This is a genomic window from Collinsella sp. UBA1693, from assembly GCF_002320115.1.
GTDB classification, from domain to species: domain Bacteria; phylum Actinomycetota; class Coriobacteriia; order Coriobacteriales; family Coriobacteriaceae; genus Collinsella; species Collinsella tanakaei.
Genome location: NZ_DCJT01000006.1, coordinates 1 through 25,218, shown reverse-complemented (window position 1 = coordinate 25,218; position 25,218 = coordinate 1). Strand labels below are relative to the sequence as shown.

General features: G+C 60.4%; 17 protein-coding genes, 1 tRNA gene and 1 pseudogene. All 19 read right to left on the bottom strand.

All coding sequences use genetic code 11. The features are described 5' to 3' along the window. Window positions 1–16: 16 nt before the first annotated feature. The gene (locus B3H65_RS03045) at window positions 17–535 is read right to left on the bottom strand and encodes a 3-isopropylmalate dehydratase small subunit (protein ID WP_281694843.1); all 519 of its coding nucleotides are present in this window, start codon (window positions 533–535) and stop codon (window positions 17–19) included. A 12-nt stretch (window positions 536–547) separates the two neighbouring features. Then, the gene (leuC, locus tag B3H65_RS03040) at window positions 548–1,831 is read right to left on the bottom strand and encodes a 3-isopropylmalate dehydratase large subunit (protein WP_286684084.1); all 1,284 of its coding nucleotides are present in this window, start codon (window positions 1,829–1,831) and stop codon (window positions 548–550) included. A gap of 22 nt (window positions 1,832–1,853) precedes the next feature. Further along, a complete protein-coding gene (locus B3H65_RS03035; RefSeq protein WP_286684083.1) occupies window positions 1,854–3,416 on the bottom strand; it encodes a 2-isopropylmalate synthase in 1,563 nt (520 codons plus the stop codon). A 478-nt stretch (window positions 3,417–3,894) separates the two neighbouring features. After that, the gene (locus B3H65_RS03030) at window positions 3,895–6,015 is read right to left on the bottom strand and encodes a HelD family protein (RefSeq protein WP_286684082.1); all 2,121 of its coding nucleotides are present in this window, start codon (window positions 6,013–6,015) and stop codon (window positions 3,895–3,897) included. A gap of 151 nt (window positions 6,016–6,166) precedes the next feature. Further along, a complete protein-coding gene (locus B3H65_RS03025) occupies window positions 6,167–7,960 on the bottom strand; it encodes an ABC-ATPase domain-containing protein (protein WP_286684081.1) in 1,794 nt (597 codons plus the stop codon). Between the two features lie 147 nt (window positions 7,961–8,107). After that, a complete protein-coding gene (locus tag B3H65_RS03020; protein ID WP_286684080.1) occupies window positions 8,108–9,175 on the bottom strand; it encodes an LPXTG cell wall anchor domain-containing protein in 1,068 nt (355 codons plus the stop codon). Next, window positions 9,153–10,088 (bottom strand): class C sortase, encoded by a 936-nt coding sequence (locus B3H65_RS03015; protein ID WP_286684079.1) that lies wholly within the window; start codon window positions 10,086–10,088, stop codon window positions 9,153–9,155. Before B3H65_RS03015 ends, B3H65_RS03020 begins: the two co-directional genes overlap by 23 nt. Window positions 10,089–10,102: 14 nt before the next feature. Further along, window positions 10,103–11,842 (bottom strand): isopeptide-forming domain-containing fimbrial protein, encoded by a 1,740-nt coding sequence (locus B3H65_RS03010; protein WP_286684078.1) that lies wholly within the window; start codon window positions 11,840–11,842, stop codon window positions 10,103–10,105. Between the two features lie 58 nt (window positions 11,843–11,900). Further along, window positions 11,901–19,589: a Cna B-type domain-containing protein gene (locus tag B3H65_RS03005; RefSeq protein WP_286684077.1), complete on the bottom strand. Its 7,689-nt coding sequence runs from the start codon at window positions 19,587–19,589 to the stop codon at window positions 11,901–11,903. A gap of 122 nt (window positions 19,590–19,711) precedes the next feature. After that, complete coding sequence (locus B3H65_RS03000) at window positions 19,712–20,050, bottom strand: hypothetical protein (RefSeq protein ID WP_009141984.1); 339 nt, start codon at window positions 20,048–20,050, stop codon at window positions 19,712–19,714. A gap of 266 nt (window positions 20,051–20,316) precedes the next feature. Next, complete coding sequence (locus B3H65_RS02995) at window positions 20,317–21,540, bottom strand: permease prefix domain 1-containing protein (protein ID WP_286684076.1); 1,224 nt, start codon at window positions 21,538–21,540, stop codon at window positions 20,317–20,319. Then, window positions 21,537–21,887, bottom strand: a complete 351-nt coding sequence (locus B3H65_RS02990; protein ID WP_286684075.1) for a PadR family transcriptional regulator — start codon at window positions 21,885–21,887, stop codon at window positions 21,537–21,539. Before B3H65_RS02990 ends, B3H65_RS02995 begins: the two co-directional genes overlap by 4 nt. 402 nt (window positions 21,888–22,289) lie before the next feature. Then, window positions 22,290–23,000 (bottom strand): 50S ribosomal protein L1, encoded by a 711-nt coding sequence (gene rplA, locus B3H65_RS02985; RefSeq protein WP_009141987.1) that lies wholly within the window; start codon window positions 22,998–23,000, stop codon window positions 22,290–22,292. Between the two features lie 92 nt (window positions 23,001–23,092). Then, window positions 23,093–23,521: a 50S ribosomal protein L11 gene (gene rplK / locus B3H65_RS02980; protein WP_009141988.1), complete on the bottom strand. Its 429-nt coding sequence runs from the start codon at window positions 23,519–23,521 to the stop codon at window positions 23,093–23,095. A gap of 124 nt (window positions 23,522–23,645) precedes the next feature. Beyond that, on the bottom strand, window positions 23,646–24,182 hold the full coding sequence (nusG, locus tag B3H65_RS02975; protein WP_117678800.1) for a transcription termination/antitermination protein NusG: 537 nt from the start codon (window positions 24,180–24,182) through the stop codon (window positions 23,646–23,648). 3 nt (window positions 24,183–24,185) lie between these two features. After that, window positions 24,186–24,536, bottom strand: a complete 351-nt coding sequence (gene secE / locus B3H65_RS02970) for a preprotein translocase subunit SecE (RefSeq protein WP_286684074.1) — start codon at window positions 24,534–24,536, stop codon at window positions 24,186–24,188. A gap of 78 nt (window positions 24,537–24,614) precedes the next feature. After that, window positions 24,615–24,690 (bottom strand) — tRNA-Trp (locus tag B3H65_RS02965). 12 nt (window positions 24,691–24,702) lie between these two features. Beyond that, complete coding sequence (gene rpmG / locus B3H65_RS02960) at window positions 24,703–24,852, bottom strand: 50S ribosomal protein L33 (RefSeq protein ID WP_079989048.1); 150 nt, start codon at window positions 24,850–24,852, stop codon at window positions 24,703–24,705. A gap of 213 nt (window positions 24,853–25,065) precedes the next feature. Then, a pseudogene (tuf, locus tag B3H65_RS02955) lies at window positions 25,066–25,218 on the bottom strand (elongation factor Tu); the annotation flags it as partial.

The window sequence follows — 25,218 nt, the reverse complement described above, 5'->3', positions numbered from 1 at the left end:
GAATCGAGGCCACGGGCTACTCCCCCGCGGCAGCAGGGGCGGCAGCCGCGAGCTTGGCGCGTGTACGCTCGACCAGGCCGCCGGCCTCGATAATCTCTGCGATAAACGGCGGGAAGGGCTCTGCCGTAAAGCGCTCGCCGGTGCGCCGGTTTACGATCGAGCCGTCCTCGGTGTCAACGTCGACGGCATCGCCGGCAGCGATCGCATCGACCGCGGCGGGGCACTCCAGAATGGGCAGCCCCACGTTGATGGCATTGCGGTAGAAGATGCGCGCGAAGCTCTTGGCGATCACGCAGGACACGCCCGCGGCCTTGATTGCGACCGGTGCGTGCTCTCGCGACGAGCCGCAGCCGAAGTTCTCGTCCGCCACGATGATGTCGCCGGGCTTGACGGTGGTCGCGAACGCAGGGTCGATATCTTCCATGGCGTGCGCCGCCAGATGCGCGTGGTCCGAGCTATTGAGGTAGCGCGCGGGGATGATGACGTCCGTGTCGACGTCTCGTCCGTAGCGAAAAACGGTTCCGCTGAATTTCATGGCTGCTCTCCTTTAGTTGTTCTCGATCGCGGGCAAATCTGCGGGCAGGGCGATGTGTCCGGCAACGGCAGAGGCCGCGGCGACGGCGGGGCTTGCCAGGTAGACCTCGCTGGTTGTGTCTCCCATACGGCCCACGAAATTGCGGTTGGTGGTGGACACGCAGCGCTCGCCCGCGGCGAGAATGCCCATGTATCCGCCCAGACACGGACCGCAGGTGGGGGTGGAGAACACGCAACCGGCATCGATGAAGGTATCTGCCAGGCCCTCTGCCATGCACTGCTTGAACACTGCCTGGGTCGCGGGGATCACGATGCAGCGCACGCCCGGCGCCACGCTGCGCCCGCGCATGATCTGGGCCGCGGCGCGCATGTCCTCGATGCGGCCGTTAGTGCAGCTGCCGATGACCGCTTGGTCGATGGTGATGTGGCGGCTCTCCTCAACCGGATGGGTGTTGCTGGGCAGGTGCGGCCAGGAAACGCAGGGTTTGATATCCGCGGCGTCGATGTGGATGACGCGGGCGTACTCGGCATCCGCGTCCGCGTGGTATTCGACGTACTCGCGCTGGCAGCGGCCGTCCAGCCAGGCACGCGCGACATCGTCCACCTCGATGATGCCGGCTTTGCCGCCCGCCTCGATCGCCATGTTGGAGATGGTCATGCGGCCCTCCATGGAGAGCGCCTCGATAGTGGAGCCGGCAAACTCCATGGCCTGGTACAGCGCGCCGTCGACCCCGATGAGACCGATGATGTGCAGGATGATGTCCTTGGCGCTGGCGCCGGCGGGCAGCTCTCCATCGATCTCGAAGCGAATGGTGGGCGGCACCTTGAACCACGCGCGACCAGTCGCCAGGCCCACGCCCGCGTCCGTGGAGCCCACGCCCGTGGAAAAAGCACCCAGTGCACCGTAGGTGCAGGTGTGGGAGTCCGCGCCAATGATGAGGTCGCCGGGCACCACGGTACCGGTCTCAGGCAGCAGCGCGTGCTCGATGCCGGCGCAGCCCTGCTCCCAGTAGTGGGTGATCTTCTGCTCATGGGCAAAATCGCGCATCTTCTTGGTCTGCTCGGCGCTCTTGATGTCCTTGTTGGGCGCGTAGTGGTCGGGCACCAGGCAGACGCGATCGCGATCGAATACGCGCTGGGCGCCCAGCTCGCGGAACACATCGATGGCGATGGGTGCGGTGATGTCGTTGGCAAGGACTATGTCGAGGTCGCACTCGACCAGCTGTCCGGGTCGCACCTCGTCCAAGCCGGCATGTGCTGCCAAGATCTTCTCGGCTACGGTCATGGGTCTGGTCATGGGAATTCCTTTCTGCGGCGCACTACTGTGCGTCAGCGGTGTCGGCGGCGCTTGATACAGCGCGCTCGCGCTGGTGGGAGATCAGGCGGTTCAAGGCATTGAGGTATGCCTTGGTGGAGCTCACCACGATGTCGCCATCAGAGCCACGGCCCGTGTAGACCTCGCCGTCCGCCGCGGTCACGCGCACCGTCACCTCGCCCAGGGCGTCGATGCCGCGGGTAACGGCCTGGATGGCGAACTCGGACAGGTCGTTGTCAACGGAGACCACCTGGTTGACGGCCTTGTAGACGGCGTCGATGGGGCCGGTGCCAAACGCGCAGACCTTGTGCTCGGCGCCCGTCTCGTCCAGAAGCGTCAGCGTGGCCGTGGGCGTGAGCGGGAAGCCGCAGGAGACCTGAACCGCTCCCAGCGTCCAGATGGCCGCGCTCACGCGCTCGCGCTCGTGGACTATGGATTCCAGATCCTCGTCGTAAACTTCCTTCTTCTTGTCCGCGACCTCCAAGAAGGACTGGTAGATGGTCTCGAACTCCTCGTCATTGAAGGTATAGCCCAACTCGCCCATGCGATGGCGAAGCGCCGCGTGGCCGGAGCGGGCGGACAGGATGATCTGCGAGCCGCCGGCACCCACGTCTGCGGGATCGATGATCTCGTAGGTGTCGCGCGCCTTGAGGACGCCGTCCTGATGGATACCGGAGCTGTGGGCGAACGCGTTTGCACCCACGATCGCCTTGTTGGGCTGGACGTTGATGCCGGTAATGGAGCTCACCAACTTGCTGGCATGGGTGAGCTCGGTGGTGACGATATCGGTATGGGCGTCGAGCGCCTCCTCGTGCATGCGGATCGCCATGACGACCTCTTCAAGCGAGGTATTGCCCGCGCGCTCGCCCAGCCCGTTGATAGTGCACTCGATCTGCGTGGCGCCGTTGCGGACGCTCTCGAGGGCGAGAGCCGTCGCCATGCCAAGGTCGTTATGGGTATGGACGGAAATGGTGACGTCCTCGATGCCGTCGACGCGCTCGCGCAGGTCGCGGATGCGCGCGCCGAAATCCCACGGCATGTTGTAGCCGGTGGTGTCTGGAATGTTGACCACGGTGGCGCCCGCCTTAACGGCGGCTTGGATGATGCGGACCAGGAACTCCTGGTCAGAGCGGCCGGCGTCCTCTGCGTAGAACTCGACATCGTCCACAAAATTGCGAGCGTACTTCACCGCATGGATCGCGCGCTCGATGGCCTGTTCCTCGGTCATGCGGAGCTTGTCGCGCAGATGGCTGGGGGACACGCCCAGACCCGTGTGGATACGCGGGCGCTTTGCCGTGCGCAGCGCCTCTGCCGCGACCTCGATATCGCGATCGACCGCACGGGTGAGACCGCAGACGGTGCAGGCGTCGCCGGCGATGCGGCCGATCTCCTGGACGCTCTTGAAGTCGCCCGGGCTGGAAATGGGAAAGCCCGCCTCGATGACGTCGACCTTCATACGCACCAGCTGGCGGGCGATGATGAGTTTTTCCTCGGTGTTCATGCTGGCGCCGGGCGACTGCTCGCCGTCGCGCAGGGTGGTATCGAAGATGGCGATCTTGCGGCTCATGGTTCCTCCTGGTACTTGCCGACGGGCTGATGTGCGTCATAGCAGGGGGACTGGCGGCCGACTTTGCCGGAAACCTCGCCCAAGCGAGATGAAAAAGCACCCATACGCGCCAACGACCTGCTAGACAGATACGGATACGCGTGTGGGTGCCAAACGATTCAACGTGCGGAAAGGACCCTAGCGCGTATCCTTGCTAAGTAGCGCTAGGCCTAGTAGATGCAATGCTGTGTGCATGGTGCGATCCATGGGCGTCCTTTCTGTAACCAACGTGCTTTAGTTTATCAGAGTGTTTGCTGCAGCTGGCACTTGGTCTGACGGTTCGCAACCAACTGGTTACATTATTCAGGATCCACTTCAATCTTCACGTTTTTATTCATGCATAACGATCCTCCCTGCAGCCCCCTTGTCCGCAATAAGAAAGGTCCGGCAAACGCAGCAGCGCTCACCGGACCTTGCATACAGCGGTATAAGCCAAAAGCTAGGAAAGAAGGCTCGACATCTCGCCGCAGGAGAGCAGCGTCACCTGGTGCATCGCGCGGGAGACGGCGGTATAGAGTTGACGGCGGGCCAGAGGCGTATCCGGATACGTCGTCGCATCCGCATCGGGAATGACCACATGGTCGAACTCCAGGCCCTTCGCCATGACCAGCGTCACAATCACCACGCCGCTCGCCGGGAGCGACTGGTTCTTCTTCAGCACCGGCACGTCGTTATCCAGCAGCTTGGCGATGCGATAGGCAGCCTTGGTGTCGTTGGCGACTATGGCGGTAAGCCCCGCCTGGTCACCCTCCGCCTCGGCGCGCGCCGCGGCGACGACCTCGCGCAGCGCGGCAGCGATCTCCCCATCGCTTGCGAACGCCTCGCGGCGCGGCTCCAGGCCCGCACGGCGCACGCTGGCGAGCTTGATGTCGTCGCCCATGTGGACCAAGCGGCTAAAGACCGCCGTGACCTCGGGGCTCGAACGGTAGCTGGTCAGCAGACGGCACACGTCAACCTGGCCGTGGGTCGCCTCGAAGATCGAACGGGTCTCGTCAAAGCTCGCCGTGCCCTCGCGAATCGCCTGGTTCTGGTCGCCCAGCAACAAGAAATGCGCGCTGCCGAAGAATTTGGAGAGGACCATCAGCTGTGCCGCGGAATAATCCTGCACCTCGTCGATCATAACGTAGCGGGCATCCGACGTACCGCGGCCGCAGATCAGCAGGCGCAGATACAAAAGCTCGGTGGCAGACAGCGTCTTCTGGTCGAGCATGCGCATGCCTATGCGGTCAAGGCGCAGCCAGGTAAGACGGTCGATGTCGGCCTCCGCGCCGGCAAAGAGATAATCCAGGTAGCGACGCGTGGCGCGGGCGATCTCGTCCTCATCGGACGTGTCGATCACAGAGCCCAGAATCTGGATCTGCGCCTCCACGTCCAGGCCCATGGCGCGCTCCTGCCAATCGTCGGAGCGGGCCATGCCGGCAAGGCGGCGATCCAAGCGGTCGCGCAACTCGTCGCAGGTAAGGGCCACAAAACGCGGACCAATGCCCCACTTGGCGTGCTTGTCCACCACGCTGCCAATCTGGCCGGCAGACAGCAGCGTGACATCGTCCATGGTGATGGCGCGCAGGTCGTCCGTGGTAATGACCAGGCTGCCGATCTCGTCCTCCAGACGTTTGAGCGAGGACGCGGGCGTCTTGGAGCCATCGTCGCGGTTGCCCGCCCCCTGCTCCTCGACAAAATCTCGCCAGGTGTACAGGCGCGGGTTGGCCTCGCCCATAGAGGGCAAGACACCGTCGATATAGCGCTCGAATACCTCGTTGGGGCTAAAGAGATACACCTGGTTTGCGTTGAGCGTCTCATGGTTGTGGTACAGCAAATAGGCGATGCGCTGCAGCATGACCGAGGTCTTACCGGAACCCGCGATGCCGTTGACCAGCATGACGGGGACGTCCGCATGGCGAACCACCTCGTTCTGCTCGCGCTGGATGGTCGCGGTGATAGCCTGCAGCTTCTCGGAATGGTGCTTGCGCAGGGCGTTCAGCAGCAGCGAATCCTCGATGGCGACCGTGGTGTCGAAGTAGGCGTGCAGCTGGTCGCGCTCAATATCGAACTGGCGGCGCAGCTCCAGCTCCACCGTCTTCAAACGGCCGTTGACGGTATAGCTGGTCTGGCCGTTCTCCTGGTTGTAATACGTCTCCGCGATGGGGTTGCGCCAGTCGACCACCAGCGGCGTGTGACGGTCGTCCGTGATGCCCGCAGCGCCGATGTAGACGTCGCGCGCCGGGCGATCGGGGCGCATCTTAAGGCGGACCTTGGCGAAATAGGGCTGGCGGAGAAGCAGCAGCACCTTGCGCAGACGGTCCACGCTAAAGTCATGGTACTGGTTGTAGGCGTCGATAACCGCGTTCAGGGTCTCGATGGCGGCTAGGGTCTCCATGGTCTCGTCCGCTCCGCCAAAGTCGGGGCGAATCTCCTCGCTCATGGTGACCAGGTCGGCAGCGGCCTGCTTGTGGTCGTGCTCGAGCTGGTGCGTCAGGTCGTCGCGAAAGCCAAGCAGCTGCTTATAGAGCTCGTCCAGGTGCGCTTGCTCCTCGACAAGTACGGGATCGTCTTCATTCATAAGTCCCTCGCAATCAAATAGGGTGCAACGGGCGCAGTCCAGTGTACCCAAAGCCCCGCTGCCCACGTTCAAGAATCACAACAAGCGCATCGCCCAAGCATGCCCCAGGCACACCGGCGCCGGCCCGCGTGTCCCTCGATCCCCACGCTCATCAAGCACGCCAGCGATTAAGCACAGCAGCGAGTTCCTGCGGACGAGGAAGGGCCAGGCCGCATGCGACGTAATCGTGCTCCGCGAGCGCGCGCCAACCCTCGCGACCAAGCAGCGCCATCAACTCGTCGACGGCTTTAGCGACCGGCTTTCCTTGGACGAGGATTCCCGCCTGCGCGCCCATGCGGACCAGCTGCGCCAACGCGCGGGCCTGGCAGGGGTCAACAAGCTGCTCCACCAGACGTACGTCGGCGCTCCCCCGCCCCACCTGCAGCTCCTCGCAACCACTGGTCCGCACCTTGATGCGATCGGGCCGGGGTCCGCGCCCCGCTCCTCGTCCACCATAACCACCACGGGCACCGCGTCCGCCACGATCGTCGTGCCCGCCGCGGTCGCCCCTTGCGCTATCCGTCCCCGGAGCAACGGGCGCCACCGCGATCTCCCTGTTGCCCGCAGGCAAGGCGAACCCCGCGACACGCGGCGTTGCGGGCACCTCCAACTCCATGCAGACCGCACGCGCGTGCGCCGTAATGTCGTGCACGCGATAGCGATCCATCTGCAGCACCGCGTCTGCCACCGAGAAGTACGCTCCCGAGCTTCCAGCGACGATGATGCTGCTCATGCCCGCACGCTCCCACAGGTCGCGCACGCGCTCCACAAACGGCGTGATGGGCTCGAACTCGCGCGCCACCACGGCCTCCATCAGCGCATCGCGGACCATAAAGTTGGTAGCGGAGGTATCCTCGTCGATCAGCAGCGCACGCGCGCCCGCCTCGTACGCCTCAACGGTCGCCGCCGCCTGCGAAGTCGAACCGCTAGCGTCCACGGTCGAAAACCGGGAGGTATCGCGCCCGTCCGGCAGATCGCGGATAAACAGCGAGATATCCACGCCGCTCACCGCGCGCCCGTCTTCCGCGCGCAGCTTCACCGCGGATGAATCCGTCAGCACAAGCTCGCGCCCGTCGCCCGCAACGTGGTTGTACACGCCATCTTGCAGCGCGCGCAAAAGCGTCGACTTACCGTGGTAGCCGCCGCCCACAATCAAGGTCACGCCGCGCTTGATGCCCATGCCGGCGACCTTGCCGCGGTGCGGCAGATCCAACACAACGCGCTGCTCCGCAGGGGCCTCGAAGGCAAGCGCGCTTTTTAGCGGCCTCTGGGACACACCGCTCTCGCGCGGCAAGATCGATCCATTAGCAACAAAGGCAACCAGGTCGGACGCCTCCATCTGCTCGCGCGCGGCGCGCTGGTCGTCCGCAAGCTCAACCGCCGCCCATGCCTGATCAAGCAGGCCATCGTCCACAAACAGCGTGCGCTCCACGCATTCCGGCACAAAATCAAGAAGCATCTTCGCGGCGGCGCGGCCGTCAACCGTGCGACCGTGCGCCGGCAGCCCCGCTTCGAAGCGAAGCGTCACGGCGCCCCCGCGCACCTCGCAGGCGGAGCGCGCCAGCACCTCTTGCCCCGGTCGCGTGGTCGCGAGCACGCCGCTTTTACCCGAGCCGCCCGCGCGCATGCTGCACGCTGCCAGCGCGCGCGAGAAGCGGCGCAGCAGCACGTCCTCAAGCGCCGTGCGCCTATGCACCTCATCCCACAGCCCTGCGGGAATATGCAAAACCTCGTTGGGCACGCGCACGCTCATGCTGGACGGCGATGCGAACGGATCGCCTTGCACGTGATCAATAGACAGGACAAAGTCGCCAAAGTCATACTGGCCGCGCAGGTCCTTGTACGCCGGGTAGCCCCTACGGTCGATGCGCTCCAGCTCGCGCTGCAAATCCCTATCGTTTCTCATAACGCGCCTCCCCATACGTATGTGGACGAGAACTCTCTTTGCATGCATTGTGAACCATCCGGGTCTGCGCTCATACGCCAAGCATGCAGACGGGCACAAAATAAGCGGCCCGCATGCACTCGCACACGGACCGCCCTTCAATCGCTATTATCGGTCGGCCTCCGGGATATCCTCGCTTTCCAGCGCACCGGAGTCACCAAGTTCCACGGAGTCTTCCGGCTCATCAGGACAGTCGGAATCATCCCCCTTCGCTTCGACCCCTGCGTCATCGGAATCGTCCGAATCATCGGCACCTTGGGTTCCGCGGCGCTTCAGCAGCCCCGACGTAACCAGCATCGTCACGCCCGCCACCAAGAGAACCGCCGCGACCTGGAACTGAACGTCGCCGGTCTGGGGCAGGCCGTTCTCCTCAAGCCAATCGTCCAGGGGATTATCCGGCTTGCCGGGATCGTCGGGTCCTGCCGGCTCATCGGGACCATCCGGGTTGTCCGGACCATCGGGGTCCTCGGGGTCAACCGGCTTGTCGGGATCCTCTGGGTCTACGGGCTCATCCGGGCCGTCGGGATCCTCCGGATCTATCGGCTTGCTGGGATCCTCGCTCTTGGGGGTCACCTCAACACCAAAATTCAGCTCACCATCGACGCCGTACGGGACCAGCACCAGCACCGGGTCGATCAGAACCCGCTCGTTTCCAGGGGCGCTCGCCGTGCGAGACAGCAGGTACACGCCGCAGCGCACGCTGCCAAACGATGCCGTACCGTCTGCGTCCGTAACGGCGTCGCCAGCGGAGAACAAACCGCTCTCGCGCGCGAAGGCGTCCATCTTCTTGGCCTTCGACCGCAACCCCGCGGCATCCAGCGAAGACCAGTCGCAGGCGTACGCCTCGAACTCCTTCACGGTGGAGAATTTGGCAGTCGAGCCCTTCACGCTACCCGTTGCGACCAGGGCGAGCGAATAGGTATCGCCCGCGAGCGCCACCTCTTTGCCGCCCACCTGATGATGTGCCTTCACCACTATGGAGCCCGAGCATGTGGAAGCGGCCTCGGCGGCAGCGGCCTCAAGGGGCGCGATAGGACCCGCGGACCACGCGGAAAAGAAACCGGGGGCGCCCAACGCGACGCCGCATGACAAAGCTACGCCGGCAACCGCGCGAACCCGATTGCGAATACGTGCAACACGGACAACGCGCCCGCTATCTAAAGTGCGATCCGCCACTACGGCAATCCCCCTTATCTTTCCCCTCAATCCTAGAATGCGCGCCAGGGTGCGCCCGCTCGGCGTCGGCACGTGCGTCCCTGCGCAGCACCAACACGCCCAGCGCGATGGCGACCACGATCAGCGCGAGGATGAGCATCACGTGGGGCAGTGACAGGTTGATGGGGTTGCCCTCAACCTTGGCCTCCTGCTCCATCTCCTCCGTATACGGAATGCCATGGGCATGCACCAGCAACCTATGCGAGTTGATGCCGTACGGTGTGCAGGTCACCAACGTGCACAGATCCTCGCCCGCGCGAATCGCCAGGCTCTCGGTCTCATTCGGCAGCACGGTCTCGATCGAGTCGACCTGGTAGGCGAACGTCTCGCCAAGGACGCGGATGAAGAAATGGTCGCCCACCTCCATCTTGTCCAGCTCGGTAAACAGCTTCGCCGAAGGCAGGCCGCGGTGTCCGGACAGCACGGAATGCACCGACGGCGCGCTCACCGGCAAAGACGTCTCCGGCATGTGCCCGGCGCCAACCTGCAGCACCGGCTCCTCGACCGTGTGGTAGATGGGCATGTTCACATCCAGACGGGGGATGCTGAGATATCCCATCATGCCGTCGCCGTTGAGGTTGAGCAGACCGTCGTACGCCGCCTGGAGCGACTCGGCGTCGGCAGGGGCGCTTTCGGACGAATCATCCGTCTGCACCCCCGACAACGCGGCAAGGCCCTGGTTATATGCGCGGGCATCGGCGAGCATCTGGGCGTACTCTTCCTCGCTCAGGTCTTCCACCGCTTGGTCGTAACTAGCGATCGCGCGACTCGAGTTGCGCTCGACCAAAAAGTTGCTCACCGTGGGATACAGCAGGATGGCCAGTCCCGCGAGGACCATGAGAAGCGGCAGGATGTCACCGAGCTTTTTACGCATGCGGCAAGGCCCTCCTAGTGCTGCGCGTTCTTACGGCGCACGGCCCACGCAACGCCGCCGACGACCACGGCAGCGCCGATGACGGTGAAGGCGATGGTGCCCATGCCGCCGGTCTCGGGGAGCACGGAGCCCGTCTTGTTGACGATGGTGATGACGTGTTCGCCATTACCACCACAGGTCGTGGTAGTACCCTGGCCGTCATCCTTTCCATTAGCCGTATCGCCGTAGTCGATAACGTGACGAGTCAGAGATCCGTCTTCTGCAATATCCGCATAAATGACCACCTTGATGGGGTCCTTGAGCGGGTTGTAACCATTCGGAGCCGTTATCTCCTTGACAAAGTAAGTACCCGTAGCAAGTCCAGCGAGGTTAAGCTTGCCGTTTTCAGGAGTGGTCACGGTCTCCGAGCCGCTCTCGGACACAATCCACTTACCAGCGTTGTCGTCCGTCCCCGCTGCGAATTTGACAACGGTGTCGGCATCGGCGTCATAAGACCCGTTTCTATTTGTATCGGCGTAGACGCTGAACACAGCACCAGCAAGCGGCTTGCCGTCGGCGGTGCCGGCGCGCTTGTCAAGGACAAACCCGAACGTATAGGTTTTGGTCTGATCGTGTACGCCTTCCTCGGTCGAGCCGGGCTCGGTCGTGTACTCAACGTAAGCGTCGTTGCTGTTGGGGTTCTCGATTACGGCCTGATTGTTCACCTTAGCCTGGTAGTACACCTCGATCTTCTTGCCGGCAAGGGAACCACCGTTAGTCTTAATGTCATTGGTGAGATAGGCACTCAAGTCAATCGTCAGCTTCGTGGTGCCATCGGGCTGAATAGCGCCGTTGCGAGTGTAATCGCCGCCGTCCAAGCTCTGCCCATTAATCTTCACGACAACCTTGGGGTCGGTCGCGGAGTTCAGCAGCGTCAAACCTTTTGACAGGATATCGTGAAGCTTGAAAGTGTATGCGGTATAGCCAGTCATGTCAGGAACGGTAGATTCAAGCTTGAAGGTGAGGACATCGCCTACATTAGCAGACTGACCGTTCGCTTTGGCTTCATCAGCGAGGGGCATCAGTGAGTCGAGCTCCATGTCATGGTTTCCCTCCCAGCTGCCATCGACGATAACGCCAAGGTCACCAAGGCCACCTGCCGGGTTCTCTACGATGCTCTTGTCGACTGTAGGATACTCGGACTTAATATTCCATACCTTGTTTGCAGGAATGTTGACAAGCATGGCATCGGTATGACGGTCGACGGAAGTAGAACCCTGCGCGGGGTACACCAGATAGTAGCCATGAGCGAGGTCCGTGAACGTTGCAGACGCGCCAGCATCCGTCTTCGTGGCCTCCGATGAAGTCTGTACAAGCGAGGCGACAGCATCCTTGCCACTGCCGCGCACGTAATCAACGGCCTCCTTGGCGAACTCGACCAAACCGGCGCCCTCTTTGAGGTTCAATACGTAATCATATGCCGCCGCTGAGAGATCATCGCCAGTAAGGGAATCCATGGCGCCCTCTTTCAGACCCGTGAAAAAAGCCTTCCAGGCGGTATTCAGCTTATATGTGGCCCCCGTGTCCTGGGTTCCCTCAGAGCTGAACATCTGAACCGCGTAAACGTATTTACCGGCCATGCCGGCGGGACCGTTTACCGTCAGGTCGGCCGTCTCGGCCGCATACGCCCTTGCGGGCAGCGCGCCGACGAGCATCGCCAGCGCCATCATGACCGTCAGCGCTATGCCGGCGATCCTCTTCGTCATCGTTCTCATCGAATCATTCCTTCCCTCAAACGCATGACATGTACAACTGCTTATCTGCTACGGCACGCTATCGGCGCCGTGGGAGATACCTATCTCGATTCGCGCTTCGCGCACGCCGGCGCCGGGGACGAGCGGGCTCGAGCCGGCGCAAGGCTGATACGAAATGAGCTGGCGCACAACCGGCGCGCGCCACCGATCTGCGCCTGCGCTCGTATACAGCGCACGCGAGCAGCATGCCGCCCGCAAGTACGAGAAGCGCAATGCCCGATCCGCCCGTCTCGGGCAGCATGGGCAGATGCGTGTTGGTGATTTCAATCACGCGGTCCGTGCCGTCAACGCCGTAGGTGACGGTGTAGCCCGCCTCCTCCAGGCTCTTCCATGTACCGTCGACCAACACCTGGACCTCGGTTGCCTCGTAGGTGTAGTAGTGGATGGCGCCGTTCTCGTCCGCAAAGGCCACGGGCAGACCCGCCACCACACGGCGCCAGGTCTCCGTCCAGCCGGATGCGTTGTCTGCCTTTGTCAGATCGACCTGCTGCGGGTTGGCAATCTTCTCGGTCGTGGTGCCGTTACCGTCTTGCACGATAAGCTCGTTCGGTACGATCTTCTTGCCCGCATCGTCGGTATAGGAACCAACCAGCTGCACGCGAATGGCGTCGGGGCGCAAGTCTTCCTTATCGCCGGCGTCGTTCCAAATCTTCTGGATGGTCACGTCCACGCGCGCCTCGCAGGGATCCTGGCCTTCGTCGGGCTCGGGAGTAAGCGCGCCGCCATTGCCGGTCTGCGCAGTATCGAGCATGAGCACGGCTTTGGATGCGCTCTCGTACACGCCGAGCGCCTCCTTGAAGCCGCCATCGCCTGTGCGCTGCGCATCCTTCATGCCAATCCACTTCATACCTTCGTCACCAGAGGCTCCGCTATTGGCGATGTCTTGGTCGAAGCAATTCACAATGTGGAAGAACTCAACGTCATAACGGTCGAGACCGGTGTTGGCCGTGCCCTCGCCCGTATCAAGCGTGCCGCCCGTGATGAGCGCATTGCCCTTGGTAACAGCCGCCGTGGAACCGTCCACGTGAGAACGGTACACGCGGTACACGTTGTAGTTGTTCGCATCGTCCGGACCAACGATGTCTTCCATGCTGTTGAAGTCCCACACGCTCTTGAGCTGGGTGTTTGCAAACGGATCGACCTTTTCAGCCGTACCGCGCACCACGTCGGCGTAGTACATGTCGTTGTTATACAGCACGCCCTCGTCGTTGAGGCCCGAGAAGCCTCCCGCGTAACCGGTGGCAAGGTCGGCCGCGCCATCAGCATTTTGCGATGCGCCGCCGCCGAAGACGTCGTAGCCGCTGACAACACCCGTGACCGAGCAGCCCACAACGCGAGCGCGGTTGCCCTTGATGAGTTCGACCGTCAGGTTGGATTTGGCGTTTTCGGTATCGGTGATGCCGGCCTCGGTGCACGGAAGCTTAATGGTGGAGTCGCCGATAGTGATGATGGCCACGTCGGTTTCCTGCTGATTTTCTGAGCTCGCTTTGGAAAGCGACACGCCGATCTTCAGGCCGAAGAGATTCACGTAGAATGCATCGCCCTCAGAGAGCACCTTAAGATCGAAAAGCTTGTTATCGCCAAACCATTTACCGATATTGATTACATCCAGCTTTTCTAGCCCAGGAACGTAAAGCACTTTGAGCAGCGCATTCACAATGAAGAGCACCAGATCGAGCAGCGGAGAGCTTACCTCGGCTTCCACCAAATGGGCACGCAGTGCCTCACCGGCAAAACCACCTGCGATCTCGCCGCTGTTGACCAGCTTGAGGTTTCCTGCATCGCAATCGTACACGCGCGCAAGGTCGGTATAGCCCACGAAGCCGCCCGCAACCTCGCGGCCCGATGCCGCATCGGTGCCCAAGCCGTAATCGGCTCCGTTATGGGTGGAGGTTACGGTGTAGCCGTCGGCCACACCCATGACCGTGGAGCGCTCGACATGCGCGCCCCACACGTCGAGCACGCCCGCCGTGGCACCGAGGAGCTTGTTAGCTTCAACGTTGTCTACATCGACCGTGCCGGCCTTGCCCAGATGGCCCACGAAACCGCCCGTGTAGTTCACGCCGGACACGCTCATAAGGTCCGTCACGGCGCAGTCCTTCACCGAGCCGTTCACCACCGAGCCTGCAAAGCCGCCCGCCGTACCGGTGAACTGCTTAGAGCTCAGAATGCCCTGCGTGGAGCTGTCGTTCGCGCGCACCTGGAAGCCATCGGTCACGCCGTCCACGTTTGCATGGTAGAAATAGGGACGGAACGCATCCACCGCAGCGATATTGCCCGCCTTGATAAGGCCGAGCAGCAGGTTGGTGCTCTGGTCGCCCTCGGTGCCGCCTGCCACGCTCGCAACGCCCGTCACGTCGGCCTGGCCCACGAAGCCGCCGGCGTACTGGCCGCCCTCGACGCCGCGCAGTCCGTTGACGGAAACGGTGTCGAGCCCGGAGGTGCCACCCTCTTGCGTACCGACCACAACCGCCTTGGCGGAACCGGCAAAGCCGCCTGCCGCGCGAGCATACTTGCGCGCATCCGCATTGCCGTACGCGCCCTCGATGGTGAAGCCCCACGCGCCCGCCGCTGCATCGGTCGCTTCGTCAACAGCAGACACCGAAGCGCCGCGCACGGTGGAGACCGTGGCGTTCAAAACCGAGGCGATGCTGCTCGGGGTTTCGATAAGCGTATCGAGCAACTTCTGCAAAAGACCGCTCGATGCGCCGTTGGTGTTCACGTCGGCCACACCCGCGGCAGTGATGATGCCCGCATAGCCGCCGATGCAGTTAGCGCCAGACACCTTGCGAAGGTTCTCGACGTTGCAGCCCGTAGCCTGCGCACCTTCATGCGTGGCGCCCGTCGTCCAACGATCGCCGTCCTTGTCCGCATCCGCGAAGGTGGCGTCACCCCAAATCTGAGCGCCCGAAGCGTAGCCCACGTAGCCGCCGGCAAAACCCTGCTCGAGCGCAGTATCCGTACCCGTGGCGGTTACCGTCATGCCCTTGCGATAACCCGTAACGCTGGAGCTCTTCACCACCGGCACCAGCACGTCAAGCGCAGAAACCAAGCTGTCCAGGTTCAAGCTGATGAGGTTGAGCAGATCCACGCTGCCCAGGCTTGCCGCATCGGCTGTTTCCATGGAGCCGGCAAAGCCGCCCGCCGCGCGCAAAGCGGAAACCGTCTTGGTATCCGTCGCCTGGCCGTGCGTGACCGCGCCACCATGCATAAGGCCCACGTAGCCGCCGGCAATGCCGCCACGCGATGCATTTGCCTCGGTGGAATGGGCCGTACGGCCGGCAACCACGTTCGTACCATATATATAGGATGCAACGAAGCTGTCGAACTCGTCCTGAGTGGTGAAGCTCTCGTCCGCGGCAGCATCGATCTGCGGGCCATAACCGCCTTGCGAGCCCACGTGTTCGGCCCATGCGTTCCAGCTTTCAAAAGACATACCGCGCAAGGGACCCGTAACCTCGGTGTTCTCCTGCGTGGGATAGGTAACCTCGAGGGCTCCAAGCAGGTTGTTCACCTCGACCAGACCGAAAAGCAGACTGAGGTTACCCGTGCTTGCCGTATCAGCGGGCTCCAGCAGGCCGGTGAAGCCGCCTGCAAATTCCGCGCCATAGACACTGCGGATACGCTCGGCAGCCGCCACGCGCTGCGTGCCCGTGTAGTGGTTCGATCCGTCGTTTTCCTTCTTCCACGAGGCATTGTTGTTGCCCCAAATGTGACCGCCCTCGTTATGGCCCACATAGCCGCCGGCCATGCCGCGCAGCGCTAGCTTGTCGGATGCCGCCTGAGCGCGCACCGCACCGCCGCACGGAACGCAGGTGGTTTCGCTATTGCGGATGGTGGGAACGAAATCCTGCACCAAAGACGCCAGCGTGCCATTGGTGCCTATTAAGCCCTTGAGGATGGAGGTGTTATCGGCAAGCACGCTCGCCACGTCGCCCGGGGCAATGCCACCGGCGTAACCGCCCGCCTCAACCTGGCCAACGATATACGAGAAGTTGTACGAGTTCGAATCCTGAATGTGGCCGCCCCTGACTTCGCCCACGAAGCCGCCGGCGCTGCCTACCGGGTTGGCCGCGCTGCCGGGATCGGCCGAGCCATCGCCCAAATCGCCCTCGGGAAGGCTTGTCTCGGTTGCCAGCACGGCAAAGCCGCCCGTGCCGCCGTTGACGTCGGAATGCTCGATGGTTGAAACCACCACGGAAAGCGCCCCGGCGATGTCGGTGAGTTTGATGGTTTGGCCGAGCACATTGAGGCCCTTACCCACCGAAGCGGCGGAGCCCACTTCCATTTTACCGATGTAGCCGCCAGCATAGCGCGGAGCCTTGACAGCGTAGGCACTCTGCTGCCCATCGAAATACGAGCTGCCATCCGTTCCCTCGAGATCCTTGGGCTCGGTAACGTTAGTGTGGCGCAGCTGCGTCACGTCGCAATTGGAAACCTGCACGCCCGATCCGTAGCCAATGTAGCCACCTGCAGAACCGGACTGGGAATCAAGCATGTCCATGCGCGTCGAGGATACGACGAGGCCGGGATTCTTCTCATCGGGAGTCGCCGCGCCGGAAGTTGTCTCGACCGTAGAGGCATCGGATTTCACGCCGGCATTTGTAATAGAGGGAACATAGGCACCCACCACACCCAGCAGCTCTTCAACGCCGATGCTCAAATCGGCAATGCCGCCCAGGATGCTCACGCCTCCATCGGCTGCCGCAAGCGCACCGGAGGTCACCTTGCCGCCGAAGCCGCCAGCATAGCTGCCGCCTGTGACCTGAGCGATGTTATAGACCGCCCAAGGGTTGCCTTCGGGGTTTTCGACCGTGCCGCTCTGGAAATCGCCCGTAAAGCCGCCGGCCATATCGGCCGAAACCGCACCGCCGTTGATATACGAAACGTCAACATTCGTGTACGAAGGAATCATATATCCCACAGCATTGAGCAGGTTGTTTACGGACAGCAATCCCTTAATGGCCGCTTCGTCCGCAACATCGGCCAAGCCACCCGTGCGCGAAATGCCCACAAAACCGCCCGCCACGCCGTCTTCCATATCAGCGGAAACGCTTGCAAGCTCGAGCACGTGACCGTCGGTAACCTCGGCGCTGTTGGCGGAGGCGATAAAGCCCGCCGCCGCAAAGCGCGTGGTGCCGCCGTCGGCATCGTTGTTGCCCATGGCCTTCACAGTCATGCCCGTGGGTATGCCGGCAACCGTGACGCCGTCCATCTTCACCTCGAGGCCATCCGCCACCGAGAGCAAGCCGTTAAGCTTGAGCGCGCCGAGGCCGAGAAGGTCGAGCCCGCCCGTGGATGCCAGGTCGCCCGGGCCAACCAAGCCCGCGAAACCGCCAGCATTGTTCTTTGCCGTAACTGACTTGATATTGGAGATGTTTACCACGCTGGTCGTCGGAGCCGCAGCTGCCGACTCGTAGGCATCATCCGCACGGCCGATCTTGCCACCCGTCGCCTTGCCGATGCCCGCGGCGGCGCACGAATCGCCCGCGGTCACGGTAAAGCCATCCGTCACACCGCTTACCGTGGTCGAACTCACGTTGAAAGGCAGATACCCACCCAAGCCGATAGTGGTATTCAACACGCCGCCAACCGAGGCCGTTCCAAGGCCGCCGGCGATGCCGCCGGCATACGAGCCGTCGGCGGTAACTGAGCGAAGCCCCTCGATATTCGAGCCCCGACCAGTCGCCTTATACTCAACGGTGCCCTGACTCCAAAGCTTGATATCGCTCAAATGAGCGTCATCAGACGCCGCGATCACCGTACCGTCGCCACGGCCTACCATGCCGCCCGCGAAGTCGTTGGCGGAATGCACGGTGAAGTCACCCTTCATCTGCACTCCAAGAAGCTTTGACTCCTCAACGCCTACAAGGGAAAGCAGATTCTGCGCCGCTTCGGGATCGCTCGTCAGGAGACCCGTAAGCAAGCCATTGACGCCGGTCAAAAGATCGGAGTTCTTGTTTTCACCCTGGCCGAGGTCGGTCGCCCAACCAACCGTGGCCGCGCCCGTAAAGCCGCCCGCCAACGCCTTGATAGAATGCTGGCCATCATGTTCTTCTTCATGACCGGTGGCGGAAACGTCAACCGCGCCCTCCACGACAGCATCCACCGCGTAGCTGTTCGCCATGGCACCCGCGAAGCCGCCCGCGTAGCTGGCGGCAGTCACCGTCACGCCCGAACGAACCACGCATCCCGCAGCAGCGCTTTGCGGTTGAGCAACACGAACCAGCTCAACGCCGACCTCGGACAAAGCACCCTTCATAACATCGTTACGCATGAGACCTGCGAAACCGCCCGCATACAAACGGCCCGTCACTGTATAAGGATTGACACTCTCTACCGAGCAGTCCTGAGCGATGGCGCCCACCATGACGCCTGCAAAACCACCTGCGTAATCGTTGTTTGCAGAGCCGATGGTCTCGCCCGCTGCGAAGTTATGGACCGCACAATGAGAAATCACGGGATTAAGGTACCCGTTAGGCACCAGAGCCCCTGCGTCGATAATATTACTGTCAAGCAGCAGCGTAATGAGGTCGCCCAGGCCAAGACCAGGGATAACATTGAGAAGATGGGCTAACAGCTCGACAACTTTACCGAGAGATTCGGATGCATACTGCGTGTCGCCTTGCACGTAACCGGCAAACCCGCCATTCATCTGCGCGACGGAGGAAACCTTCGCCTCATGCACCTCGCAGCCCGACACTTCGACATCGCCCACGATGCGGCCCGCAAACGAGCCTGTCGCCAGCGCCGATGGGTCGGCGGCGCGCACGTTCAGGAGGTTTTCGATCAAGCCGCTTAGGTCTATCTTGCCAAGCGTAAGGATTTCCAACAGAGTGCTGACCAGTCCACCAACAACGGTACCCAAGCCTTTGAGCAGTCCACTTATTAGCGACTGGTCCACGAGCACCTCTGTGGCATGGTTTTCAACCGTGACCTTTTCGAGCGTGATGTTGCTTACGGTTGCCTTCGTCGGCGCTGCGAAGGGGTTTTTGCCATCAAGCTTATTGGATATGGTGCCAAAGAAGCCGATACCCGTGTTTTTACTCACGTCGAGCTTGGCACCAGACTGGACCACCTTCACGTTGGAGATGACGGGGTTGGCGACGGTGGTAACGTCGGTGATGCTTTTACCGTCTGCTCCGATGCAGGACCAAAGGCTGCCCGGCGTATCAGGGGTATCGCTCTTCGCTCCGAGCATGGTGCTCGAGAACATGAGCGGATCCCACCCCGTGTTACCGGGGTCTGCAGCGTTCGTGCTCAAATCGATATCGCGGAAGATGAGGTAGTTGGCGTCGATAGAATAGGTGAGACCGGTATTCACCCTGCCCTCGAGAGCATCATCGCGCTCACCGTTTTCCCCCTCGGTGAAATACAGGGTCCGCTTTCCGCCAAGAAGAGGGTGCTCAATGATTGAATTATGAAACTCCTTGTCACGCAACGTACCGTCAGTAACATCCGCATCGCCGGCATAGGCAACCTGCACCTCAGAAATGTCCTCCCATTTTCCTATGCCAAGAGCGCCTTTGAATTCTTGCTCAACCTGGTAAACGGTGCCCGAGATAACGTGCTTGCCCGACCCGATCGCGCGCAGCTGCTGCTCGTTGCCAATGAGAATATAGGTAACACCATTGATAGCTGCCGTGGACTGGCCAACGAAATCGCGACCGCCCAGCGCATCCACCGCGTCACGGTCCGCAACCAGCACGTTGCCGGCGGTGTCGCCATCGCCCTGCTGCAGGACCTCGGCGCCCTCGATCTGCGCGGCATCCTGCTCTGCGCTCGATGCACCGTTATCGGAATCCTGGCTGCTATTGTCTTTTTTAGCCTCTACATCATTGCCGAAAGAGTTGCTATTGGAAGACCCCCCCCCGCACGTAAATCGTGCTGAAGGCTCTCGTCTTCCTTGCTGCCTATCTGATCATATGCGACAGTGGAAGCCGCATCGCTATCGTTGTCGTCGACAGCAGCCGCATCGGTATCAAAGACCGAAACGTTTACATCATCATTTTCCGAGGCATAAGAAACAGAATTACCGCTATAACCCATTTGGATCCGTTCGATGGCACGCGACAGCTGCCACGCGCCAACGGATGCTGGAACCGATCCCAGGCTGAAAGAACATGTAAGAACGGCGACGATAAGCGCCCTTGAATATTTGTGCTTCATATCTGCTCTCGAGCTCGAAAATGGTTATGCGCTATTTATTGCTTTTAAATGTTAGCGCATAAATTGTCCATATAAATTCGTTCTTCACTCAACAGATTGAAGCTAGCAATTACTTGGTGAACGTATGTAATCTATATATACTCATATGCTATTTGGTTGATACAAGTTTGGCATCACATGTTTCCTAATCGTACGAAAAGAGGGCGCCGTAGCGTCCCTCCTTTCACACTTTGTTCATATTCAATTGCGCCGATTCTCTTTACGCGCTATTTCCATTCGCGCTCCGCCGCATCGACCATGTTCTCTGCGAACTTGCGGCTGTAAAGGTTGTCCTCCTTCAGCTGGTGCCAACCGGCCTCGTTCATCATATCGGCAGAGAGCATCACGCCAAAGCAGCTCTGCGCATTGTAACGCGTGAAGACGTAATAGTCCTCGTCCATGGGATCGTCCGCCTCCGTCACCGTCACTCGAACCTCGTTGAGCAACGGCATCGAGCAGAACAGCGCCATCGTGTTATACGAAAGAGCAAGATCGATGGAGTCGCCGTCATATCCATCCGGTACTTCGCGATACGCTAGACCCAGCACGTCGACGCCTAGCGTCACATCGATATCGGTCGCCCACTCGCTCATGGGGAGCAGACGAATCAGACTCTCGACGTTCGCAGCATCCGACGGGTCGATCTCGGCATATAGGCTGATGTCACCCGGCTGCGCGTTGACCACGGCCACCGCAATATCATCGCCCAACTCGCCGTCAACCCACACGGTGCCGTCTGCGTCAACCACAACCTCTTTGTTGCGGGCGCTCGCACCGTTTCCCTGGCCGCTGTTGGACTGGCCATTTGCTTGACCGCTTTGCTGACCCGCAGCCGCATCGCCATCAGATGCGGACTGCCCGCCATTTTGAACCTCGGTAGCCGCGCTATCAACGTGATCCTCTACACGGTCGATTACCCCCAGCGCATAGATAAGGCCCACGCCAACCACAACAAACAACGCAAAGCCCGCAGCCGCTGCAATGATGATGTTGCGAGTACGCTTGCCCTTGGGAGCCGCCGTGTTTGCGGACGAGGAAACACTCGCGACGTCTTCGTCAACGTCGCCCTCAAATCCCGCCGGAGGCGCCGGAGCACCGGCAACGGGCATCGCAGCCGTCTCGCCCACCGTACCCGGTTGCGCAGGCGACGCGCCCTTTGCTACGGCAGCGTTTGGGAACACCGTGGTCTCCACCGTATCCGCCTTAGCCGTATCCCCATTGTCTGCACGGCCCGTCTCACGCGCGTCATCCATGCCTTCGATCACGCCATCGATACTGGACATGCTAGCCTTGGTCTTCTCCAGTGCCTCAGCGGGATCCATGCCGCCGGCGACATAATCCTCGTAACGAGCGACCAAGTTGCCGTAAATCTCTTCCTTGAGCTCAATGTTCTCCGCCGTCAGCATGCGGCCCTCGAACAGGTGCTCGACATACATGCGAATCTCGTTCATTGTGCGCCTCCATCCTGTTTAAGCAGGCGATCGATAATCACTTTGACGTTGTTCCACCGCTGCGTCGCTTCATCTAACTCATCTTTACCTGCAGAGGTAATGCGATAGTATTTGCGCCTCGCGCCCTGCGTCTCGTTTCCCCAATAGCTCTCGACGTAGTTTTGCGTCTCCAAGCGCTTGAGACTCGTATACAGCGAGGGCTCCTTCATCTCGTATTCGCCCCTGCTGGTCTGAGCGATATCCTTGAGAATCTCGTATCCGTAAGAATCGCCGCCAGATAGCGTGCAGAGAATGATCGCATCGATGTTTCCGCGAATCAGGTCGCTAACGGCATCGCGCGCTGCCATGCAAGTCACCTCCAGAACTAATTACGAATGATTCGGTCAATCACTCTTATCTGATAGGTTTAATTTATCACACAGTACTATGTGTGTCGATGTACTTTATCAACAAGGGTTAAGCGGACGAAGATTAGCGCCAAACGGTAGTCATTCTGCGATGCTTTCCATATATCCCTTAGTCCTCGTAATGGCGCTGATTGGATAGCCACCTGGTACCCCCTAATGGCACTGGTTCCCTTACACCTTCTACGCTTTTGCAACCTTTTAAGAGACATCACGCGCATGCTCATGTAGGCCGCACGCGAACCAGCGATATATCAACCGCACTCATCAAAAGTAAAAAACCCGGCCCACATAACGTGAACCGGGTTTTATCTCATCTATACGATGACAGTCGATTGACTAAACCTACTCAGCGAGGAAGTTGCGCTGAACGGAGGAGTCAACCTTGATGCCAGGGCCCATGGTGGAAGACATGGAGATGGACTTCACATAGCGACCCTTAGCGGAAGAGGGCTTGACGCGTAGAATCTCGGTGTAGAGAGCGGCGTAGTTCTCAACGAGCTTCTCGGTCTCGAAGGAAGCCTTGCCCAGGGGCACGTGGCAGATGCCGTAGCGGTCGGCGCGATACTCAACGCGGCCGGCCTTGAGCTCGGAGACCATCTTGGCGACATCCATGGTGACGGTACCCAGCTTGGGGTTGGGCATGAGGCCACGGGGACCAAGGATCTTACCGATGCGGCCAACCTTGGCCATCATGTTGGGGGTAGCGATAGCAGCGTCGAAGTTGATCTCGCCGCCCTGGATGGCAGCGACGAGCTCATCGGAACCGATGACGTCGGCGCCGGCCTCTTCAGCCTCGCGAGCTTTCTCGCCCTCGGCGAAGACGGCGACGCGGACGGTCTTGCCGGTGCCGTGGGGCAGGGAGATGGAACCGCGGATGTTCTGGTCGGCCTTACGGGTATCGATACCAAGGCGGAAGTGGACCTCGACGGTCTCGTCGAACTTAGCGGTAGCGAGCTCCTTCACGAGATTCGCAGCCTGAAGCGGGGTGTAGAGCTGATCGCGGCTGACCTTCTCGGCAGCGGCGCGGTAGTTCTTACCATGATGCTGAGCCATTGTATTACCTCCTGTGGTTCTAACGGGCACTTTGCCCTTCCACATCGTGCGTGCTTGCTGCACGCGTTAATAAAACCTAAATAAGCTAGATGCTACTCGGCGATGGTGACGCCCATGGAGCGAGCGGTACCGGCGACGATCTTCTTAGCGGCCTCGATGTCGTTAGCATTGAGGTCGGGCATCTTGATCTCGGCGATCTTGGTGAGCTGCTCCTGAGTGAGCTGGCCAACCTTATCGCGCTGGGGAACGGCGGAACCGCCCTTGAGCTTGAGCTCCTTCTTGATCAGGTGAGCCGCAGGCGGGGTCTTGGTGATGAAGGAGAACGTGCGATCCTCGTAGACGGAGATCTCAACGGGGATGATGTCGCCCATCTTGTCCTGCGTAGCAGCGTTGAACGCCTGGCAGAACTGCATGATGTTGACCTGAGCAGCACCCAGGGCGGGGCCGACCGGAGGAGCCGGATTGGCCTGACCAGCGGGGATCTGAAGCTTGATGACGGTGGTGATTTTCTTCTCAGCCATGTCAAAACCTTCCTAACACGGATGGAAACCTAACTATCGTCAGCGCCTACCCGCTAGAAGCACTCTGGATGATGAGCGGTCGTCCAAAGAAGCGAAGCATTCGCGAACGCACAAATAAGAAAAGCTACGCGATGACCTCAATCTGGTCAAAGGTGAGCTCAACGGGAGTCTCGCGACCAAAGATGAGCAGCGCAACCTTAACCTTGCCCTGCTCGGCATTGACCTCGGTTACCTGACCATCAAAGTCGGTAAGAGGACCGGAGGTAACGCGGACGGAAGTACCAACCTCAAGATTGACGGCAGTCCTCTTGGCACCATTGCCCTTATCGGACTTGCGCATCATCTTGTTGTACTCTTCACGAGACAACGGAGAGGGCTTACCGTTACCACCAAGGAAGCCGGTAACACCGGGAGTGTTGCGAACGCACGTCCAGGAATCATCGTCCATCTCCATACGAACCAGAACATAGCCGGGGAAGATCTTGGAATCCTTGGTCTCGCGCTTGCCACCTTCCTTGATTTCGGTGACGCGCTCCATGGGGATCTGGATATCAAAGATGCGATCCTGCATTCCCATGGTCTCAATACGATGCTCGAGATCGGTCTTTACGCGATTCTCATAACCGGAATACGTGTGAACGACATACCAACGCTTAGACACTGATTACCCCCTCAGGCTGGAGAAGAGGACCAGGCCCTCACCAATAAGCATGTCGAGCAAAGCGATAACAACGCCGACAACGATCAGCGAAACGCAAACCGTGACGGAGTAGTTGATAAGCTCTTTCTTAGAAGGCCAAACAACGCGCTTCATCTCAGACTTGACGGAGCGGAAGTAGTTCTTGATGCGAGCGAAGAAGCCGGGCTTCTCGTTCTTCTTCTTAGCCTTCTTAGCCGGCGCGGCATCCTTCTTGGAGACCGCCTTAGAGGCCTCAACCTTGGAGGAAGAAGCAGCAGCGGTCTTTGCGGACTCAGAATTATGCTGAACCTTCTTCTTATTCTTCTTGTTGGCCATGGACCTAAAACCTCCGGCACAAACCCTATATAACAGTAGAAACCGTAAGCCCCCAGAGGAGGCTTACGGATTAAAGACTGGCACGCCAGGAAGGACTCGAACCCTCAACACTCGGTTTTGGAGACCGATGCTCTACCAATTGAACTACTGGCGTATATTAAAGAGATTAACGGGTCTCTTTATGAACCGTATGACGACGGCACCAAGGGCAATACTTCTTGATCTCCATACGATCAGGCATGTTCGCCTTGTTCTTGGTGGTCGTATAATTGCGACGCTTGCACTCGGTGCAGGCAAGTGTAACGAGAGTACGCATGTGTCTGAAACCTCCAAATACCGCCCCACGCGGGCACGGTTGCCTATATTAGCATCTGACATTTTGCTCTGTCAATGCTCGGCGGTATTTATTGGCCGTCCTGCAAAATTCGTACACATTCATTTGCAGTTCATTGAACAGACAATAAAAGAACCCGGTACCCCGAAAGGTACCGGGTTGAAAGATCAGTCAGACTGAATAGATAAGTTAAATCTACTCAATGATGGTGCTGACGATACCAGAGCCGACGGTGTGGCCACCCTCGCGGATAGCGAAGCGCAGGCCCTCCTCCATCGCGATCGGGTGAATGAGGTCGCCCTCGATGGTGATGTGGTCGCCAGGCATAGCCATCTCGGTGCCCTCGGG